This window comes from Aliivibrio kagoshimensis (assembly GCF_050337105.1).
In the GTDB taxonomy this organism is placed as follows: Bacteria; Pseudomonadota; Gammaproteobacteria; order Enterobacterales; family Vibrionaceae; genus Aliivibrio_A; species Aliivibrio_A kagoshimensis.
Genome location: NZ_JAKJSQ010000113.1, coordinates 1 through 7,030, shown reverse-complemented (window position 1 = coordinate 7,030; position 7,030 = coordinate 1). Strand labels below are relative to the sequence as shown.

The following is a 7,030-nucleotide window of genomic DNA, read 5'->3' as shown; positions in this document are numbered from 1 at the left end:
TTTTAGAAGATTTCTAGATAGAACTATTATAAAGTTCATTTAGATAGACTTTTATATAGAAAATCATTACACAGAGGTTTTTATGGCTAAGAAAGTAAAAGCAACTAAATCACCAGATTTAAGTAGAGCATTTACACCGTCATTACTCGGAGAAGTCATCAAAGCAAAAAGAACTCAAAGTAACATTACTCAGTCCGATGCTGCCTTACTATCTGGTATCTCAAAGCAGACATACATAAAAATAGAACATGGAAGCCCAGACATTCAAGTAGCTTCATTAATGAAAGTGATCTCGGCATTAGGAATAAAAATAACAATTCAACCATGGCAAGATAACAACATAATAGAACCATCACAGGGGAAAGATGATGACATTTGGGTCTGACCAATACACTCTTGATATTGCCTATAGCAAAAAAATAATAGGTAAACTACAACTTAGTAAAGATAGTGACCACCTATCAATAACCTACGAACAAGAGTGGGTAGAAAATGGATTTCCCATATCACCACACCTCCCATTTAATTCTGATATCCCTTCGAATAACATCAGAAAGTTTTTGCAAAATTTACTACCTGAAAACCAAGGGCTAGATCATCTAATCGACCACCTGGGAGTATCAAGATTAAATGTTTTTGCACAAATAGGGGGAATAGGAAAAGACACATCTGGTGCAATGATGTTTTTGCCAGAAGGAACTCTAAATGAAAATCAAGAGACCGAATTTAACCCTATCAGCAATCACGATTTAATATTAAGACTATCTGATCCTAAACTACATTTTTTAGAAGTTTGGGAAGGTAAACCGAGGTTATCAGTTGCAGGTGTACAGTCTAAACTTAACGTATTATCAATCGAAGGTCAGTTAGGCTTTGGAGAGGGTGAACTATGCTCTACTCACATAATCAAATTCGAGAAAAATGATCAACAGCACTTAGTCCTCAATGAGTTCGTTACAATGAAATTAGCCAAGCTAATTGGGCTGGATGTAGCTGAAGTAGAACTCAAATATTTCGACCAATTCCCTGCTCTTCTTGTTGAAAGGTTCGATAGAAAACTATTTGACACTACAAGTGTAGGACGAAGACACATGATCGATGCGTGTCAAGCTTGTAACTTAGGTGTAGATAGAAAATATGAACGAAACTTAGGTAAACAGAGAGACGTCCGTCATATACGTGATGGGGTAAGTTTTGCTCGATTATTTGCTATAGCAGATCATTGCGAGAACCCAATAGCAGCAAAAATTGCAATGTTAAAATGGACCTTATATAACCTTTGTATTTATAACGCAGATGCACATGGAAAAAACTTCAGTTTCTTTGTTAGTAAGTTAGGATTAACGCCAACTCCTTATTATGACTTAGTAAATGTTAGAATGTACCCTGAGTTTGAGCAAGATCTAGCCATGGCAATGGGAGAAGAATTCGACTCTGATGCTATCAACGCATACCAACTAGTCGACTTTGCAGATGACTGTGGTATTTCAAAAAAGATACTTCAAAATAATTTAAAGAAAATCGCTAAAGACATTACTGGAAAAATTGATGAGGCGATATCTCTTGCCGAAGTAACACAAGAACCACAGAAATCATACTTAAAACGTTACCGTAAAGTCGTTATGGCTAGATGTGAACACTTTCTTGAAGAATCTGATGTTATCCCTGAAATAGAGTTATAAGTACACAACTACTTGTTTGTTAAACCTTGAGACCGCGAACTTAAAAGTGGGGACTGATATGAGTACGAACACAGATAATTTAAGTAAACAATACCTAAATAATTCATCAGAATCAGTCTATGACGCCATATCTCGACTTCGTTTAAACAAGGAGCGCTTAAGTAAATCCATTTCAATACAAAAAGCTCATGTACAAACATCGGTTGAACAGGTTGAAAAAGTGGCGAAGCGTACGCCTAAAAATGCACAACCAATATCTGTATCAGAAAGAAAGTATAAAATAAATAGAGTGATTAAATCGTTGCTTATGAATGAACTAACACAAGGACTAGCTCTCAAGGAGCTTAGGATAAACGTGTTAGGTGTCAAACAAGATACCTTTGCCAAAATGGTTGGGGTTTCCAGAAAAACTATATCTGAGATTGAGAATGATCGAGGTACTTTCAAAACTGATATTCTCGATAAAGTATTCAAGCCATTTGGACTAAAAGTAGGGCTAGTACCAATATCGACTAACCTACTAAATTCCGCACTTAACTGTCATGACGAGTAAACGTTAAAGTAGAAGTAAAACTCAACGTTTTGATATCACTATTCAAGAAAGAAAGTTATGAGTAACTTCTGTTACATTAACAACTAGAAATAGATAATGTGAGTAGTTCTGGTTACATTAGATTAGTTTTTGATAATGCCATGCACTGCTTTTATCAATCACGTATAAAAGCTTCCTCTGACATGAATCACTTAGAATATTTTGAAATATAAAGCCTTTAAAATCGAACCAGAATACATAAAGGACGGCTGTTCAGTTCCCTTTTAAGCAGGATTTTTATGTAACATGCTAAGTAACATAAAATTAGAGTTAATACTCCAAGAGCTTTGCTGGTATGGGATGAGACATATGCCCAAATCCCCCCAGCTCCACCAAACGTTTGGAAAGGCCCAACTTCATTGAAGTTGGGCCTTTTTGTTTTCTGCTAGTTAAAAGTACTGAGTAGGCTTTGGGCTTACCATAGGCAAAAAGATCATGGTGGGTCAAAACAAACCTTTATATACCTAACTAAACTCAGACGAAAGCTGCTGAAGTGCATCTATCTGATTGGTTTCTGTTCTCAAGTTAACAAGTCGCGTACTTTGCCACAGACGGTTAAAATTGAACGTTTGTTSATAAATTCCCCTGTACATTTTAAATGAACACTATATAAAAATGAATAACCGCGTTCATTTTTTCTGCGTGTTCATTTAAAGTGTACGTGCGATAAAAATGAACGCGTGATATCTTATACGAACTATATGTAATAGTCGGGAGCAAAAGGATGAACAGTCACACACCTCACTTCACTGAAAATGAGCTTCTTGAAGATGCATACTCACGACTGCGTGAGGAATACTACATTCCAGTTCAAAGCTTGGAGATCCTCCATAGCGCAGAGCATGGTATTGCTGGAATAGTTAACTATCAGTTTGCAGAGTTGCCTTTATTCATCCATTGTGTGGATAAAAAAACACCTTTAACAGTAGTACAGATAGCAAATTATAGAAATCACTATCAGTCGCCTTCCCAGTACGTTTTTCTGACAAGCTATATAAATCCAGCTTTAGCTGAACGGTTAAAGGATGCCCAAATACAATTTATCGATCACTGTGGAAATGCGTATCTTCACCAAGACAAATTCTTTATTTTTGTCAAAGGTAACAAACCGAAAACTCATAGCATACCGAAAGAAAAACAAGCCCTAGGAAAAGCATTTGGAAAGAAAGGCTTACAGGTCACATATGTATTACTAAGTAATCCTAAAGCTATCACGTGGTCTTATCGAGAATTAGCAAAAACCTCAAATGTCTCCCTTGGTACAATAGGGGATGTCATGCTTGATTTAAACAATCAGGGTTACATTGACAAGGACAAAAAAACGCTTCTGAAAGGAAAAACTCTTATGCAGAAGTGGGCAAAAGAGTATGGCTATCTGTTAAGAAAAAGCCCCCCTACAATCAAATACACGACAAGCAATATCGATTGGTATAGTGACAAATTGTTAGAACAATGCAACGCATTGCTTGGTGGGGATGCAGCAGCCGATCGATACACCCACTTTTTAAATTCAAACAAAGCACGTGTATACATCTCCAAAGAAAATCACCAACAATTTTTACGGCACGGGCGTTTAAAACGGATTCGTGAAGATGAACACTCCTCTGTACAAATAGAGTTGGTAGAGCCGTTTACAGAATTAGATTTTTTTAAAGGCCCTCTAGAAAATTTAGTTAACCCTTTAATTGTTTATGCTGAACTATTAGCGTCAGATAATGTAAGAAACCTTGAGGTTGCAGATAAGCTATATGACCAATACTTACATCACTATTAACAAGAAGTTCCCTAAAGGTCTTACTGAACTCTACTTTGATGTGAACAATGAGGCTCAAAAACTAGCTATCCCTTATATGATTGTTGGAGCAATGGCTCGCGACCTCGTACTCGTTCATGGATTTGACGCGAAAATCGAACGAGGTACTAGAGATGTTGACTTTGGTATCTGCGTGGAGTCTTGGGATCAGTTTCATAACCTAGCTACAAATTTGATTGACGTAGACTTCACCCAAGATAAACAGGTAAGCCATCGTTTTCATAGAGAATGTAGTGACGGTATGCCTTGGGAGCTAGACATCGTTCCATTTGGAGAGATCGCCGATGAAAACAACATCTCTTGGCCTCCGAAAGGTGACTTTGTGATGAATGTGTCAGGGTTCCAAGAAGCGTTAGACAATTCGTGGCAAGTTCTAGTGCAAGAAGAGCCAGAGCTAGTTTTGCCTGTTTGCGCTCCTGCTGGCCTAGCACTCTTAAAGTTGGTGGCTTGGCTAGACAGAGAAAGCGATAAACGAAAAAAAGATGCGACAGATCTCCTATATCTTATCAATTCATATAGTAAGATCCCTTTTGTCTTTGATGCTCTCTACGATGATGGTTTCATGGATGCGCAAGAATATGATGAACTAAAAGCCAGTGCTTGCAAGCTTGGGGCTGATATCGCAGCTATAGCCTCAGAACCAACTAAAGTGTTTCTACAAAATGAACTATTTAAAAAAGAAGCAGTGATGGACGTTCTTAGCAGAGAGATGAAGAGTGACTCTAAGTTCACAAATGCAGAGGTTTCGATCTTTCTTAAGCTACTTGCAGAAGGATTTTAAGAAGCATGATGGATATAGATTGAAGCCGCACCTTAACTCCCCGACAAATCAGCCATGTGCTGATGAGTATTCAACCGCTTGATAGCCCTCTCTCTTTAAGTGACGAACCAATTGCTGCGAAGCCGAGTAGTCATCAGGATCCAGGATTTCAGCATCATTTGAATCGACAACATACACGGGGGACGGTTGATGTGTGTGAATGGGGCAACGGCATAACTTCTACCACGCTCGCAATGAAAAGGAATGTCTGAGTGGTCAAGTAGAGAGATGTCCCCAACCTCATCAAGTATTCGTGGGTTGGTCAGGGATTGAATGGCATAAAGCATGTCAAACTCTTCAGGGCTTGCTACATCATCAAACAGAGCGATTGGCGGATATTTGGTGTTTATCAGGCAGTGTCCGACCAAAGTGTCTTGCTTGTCATTCACCCCCACAGACCACCTCGTAACGCATCAACACGTTTTGCGACTTCATACAAATCACTGAACTTGCCTGAGTTGATGATTTCAAGCGGTGTGCGGCCTGCAAAGTAGTCGTTACTGTTTTTCATGGACATAAAACCACTTACATTTTCATTGTTACTGAAAACAATGCGCAGTGCTTGGTGCATGTTCAGTAAGTAACTAACACGTTCAAGCTGATCATCACTTAACTTGGTTTTCTCTGGGTTCGCTTTAAATCCAACCATTGCTAGATCTTTAGGGTCGTATTCACTCATTTTGCCAGGGTCATCATCACCATCCTTTATGGATCATATTTATCAATACAGTCCAACTTGGGAGTTTTTGTAAGTGGTTTATTGAAGATAAGCAAATAGGCGTTGAGAAAAATGTAAGTCTATGCAACTTGATGAAAAGAATTTAAATAGGCTTTGGGGTTACCGTAGGCAAAAAGATCATGGTAGGTCTAGAGGTGAAATTTTCACACCCCAGCAAACAGTACACTGCGGTGGAAGTCTAAATATGGCGTGTGTTTATGGTGTATGTTGAACGACATCTCTTCATGTATGCCGAGCACATCGGGTGACTCTAGTGCTTGTGATATTAGAATTTTCCCATCGTTTTTAAACGAGATAAATCCTAAATCGAACGCTTTATCAATATTGGCAAGCAGTAGCAGCCCGTTAAAGCTGTCCAATCGTTCAATATTATTCGATTCTCGCCACGGCTTGATGTGCGATGCCACCAGCATTTGAGGTTGCTGATAACCTGTCAATGCACAGCCACCCCACTGTTTCACTAGATCTTTCCTGAATCGACCTTGCCCCATTCGGGTGTTCACCATGATGGATTTTTCAGTGCTAGTCAGTTTCCTGTCATCCAAGATGGTTTGCACATCGGCTCTGATATCGACTTGGCCTACGTCGGCGAGAAAGGTGCCATAGGATTTGATCGCGGCGCTGTACATGCCCTTTCCACGCTTGTTGTAATCCTTGTACTCTTGAAGTGTCTCCACTTGTGCGGTGCGGATTTTATATTCATGAAAAGAGCGAATGTCGGTTAGCGGCTGTTCGATTAAATGAGCTTCTATCATCCAGTTTGAGATTGAACCACGCAGCGCACTTATGTAGTTTTTAACCGTCTTTTCAGACTTACCTAAGCCGATAGCCCACTTCACATATAGCTCTGGTAAGTTGGTTAAGTTCTGAGTTAAAGCTGCTTTTAAATCACCACGGACAATTGGGCTTTTGAGAAAGTCATATAACTCAGCATCCAGATAGGCGTGCGATACCTCTTTATTCGAATACCCTTTTAATGCTTCAACTTGATAACCTTCATTGGGAACTAGATGCCAAAAGCCTTCGCTTTTAAGATGAAAGAATGGGTTTTCAGGCGTGTTCTTATCGTTACCACCTTGAAGTGGCTCAAAGATCTCAGTAAAGCGCTTTTTTAAGTGCTGATTGAAGTAGATTTTGTTTTCAAAGATATGACCCGCTTCAATCAGATCCATTACAGTCAGTAGCAAACAGACTTTATGAGGTCGATTACGCCCTTGCTGGCTATCTGTTCTTAACGACTGGAACTTCTCTACATAAAAATCAAGTGACATCAACGGCTCCAATCACACAGCAGATCTTATATAAGTATTTATAAAATAATTTATGCGATGGAGTTTACGCTGATTGTTAAGTTAATACCTTGATTAAATCTAGGTTTTTATTA

The 7,030-nt window shown here is 38.9% G+C and carries 8 protein-coding genes; 5 read left to right on the top strand and 3 right to left on the bottom strand.

The window, feature by feature from the left end:
• The first annotated feature begins 82 nt into the window (after positions 1 to 82).
• The 5 genes from L4C32_RS19865 (at position 83) to L4C32_RS19845 (ending at position 4,868) form a co-directional block, all read left to right on the top strand.
• Entirely contained in the window at positions 83 to 385 is a 303-nt protein-coding gene (locus L4C32_RS19865; protein WP_372311334.1) for a helix-turn-helix domain-containing protein, read from the top strand.
• Positions 366 to 1,682 carry a HipA domain-containing protein gene (locus L4C32_RS19860; protein ID WP_372311333.1) on the top strand — a complete coding sequence of 439 codons (1,317 nt, stop codon included), beginning with the start codon at positions 366 to 368 and terminating at the stop codon, positions 1,680 to 1,682. The genes L4C32_RS19865 and L4C32_RS19860 overlap by 20 nt, the downstream gene beginning before the upstream one ends.
• Before the next feature lie 58 nt (positions 1,683 to 1,740).
• On the top strand, positions 1,741 to 2,235 hold the full coding sequence (locus tag L4C32_RS19855; protein WP_428198629.1) for a helix-turn-helix transcriptional regulator: 495 nt from the start codon (positions 1,741 to 1,743) through the stop codon (positions 2,233 to 2,235).
• A 763-nt stretch (positions 2,236 to 2,998) separates the two neighbouring features.
• Positions 2,999 to 4,048, top strand: a complete 1,050-nt coding sequence (locus L4C32_RS19850) for a type IV toxin-antitoxin system AbiEi family antitoxin (protein WP_428198628.1) — start codon at positions 2,999 to 3,001, stop codon at positions 4,046 to 4,048.
• Positions 4,023 to 4,868: a nucleotidyl transferase AbiEii/AbiGii toxin family protein gene (locus L4C32_RS19845; protein ID WP_428198627.1), complete on the top strand. Its 846-nt coding sequence runs from the start codon at positions 4,023 to 4,025 to the stop codon at positions 4,866 to 4,868. The genes L4C32_RS19850 and L4C32_RS19845 overlap by 26 nt, the downstream gene beginning before the upstream one ends.
• Positions 4,869 to 4,963: 95 nt before the next feature.
• On the opposite strand, the gene L4C32_RS19840 is transcribed toward L4C32_RS19845, so the two are convergent.
• The 3 genes from L4C32_RS19840 to L4C32_RS19830 all read right to left on the bottom strand — a co-directional run bounded on the left by L4C32_RS19840 (position 4,964) and on the right by L4C32_RS19830 (position 6,917).
• Positions 4,964 to 5,296 (bottom strand): hypothetical protein, encoded by a 333-nt coding sequence (locus tag L4C32_RS19840; RefSeq protein ID WP_428198626.1) that lies wholly within the window; start codon positions 5,294 to 5,296, stop codon positions 4,964 to 4,966.
• Positions 5,293 to 5,586 (bottom strand): MbcA/ParS/Xre antitoxin family protein, encoded by a 294-nt coding sequence (locus L4C32_RS19835; RefSeq protein WP_428198625.1) that lies wholly within the window; start codon positions 5,584 to 5,586, stop codon positions 5,293 to 5,295. The genes L4C32_RS19840 and L4C32_RS19835 overlap by 4 nt, the downstream gene beginning before the upstream one ends.
• Before the next feature lie 203 nt (positions 5,587 to 5,789).
• A complete protein-coding gene (locus L4C32_RS19830; RefSeq protein ID WP_428198624.1) occupies positions 5,790 to 6,917 on the bottom strand; it encodes an HNH endonuclease in 1,128 nt (375 codons plus the stop codon).
• Positions 6,918 to 7,030: the final 113 nt, after the last annotated feature.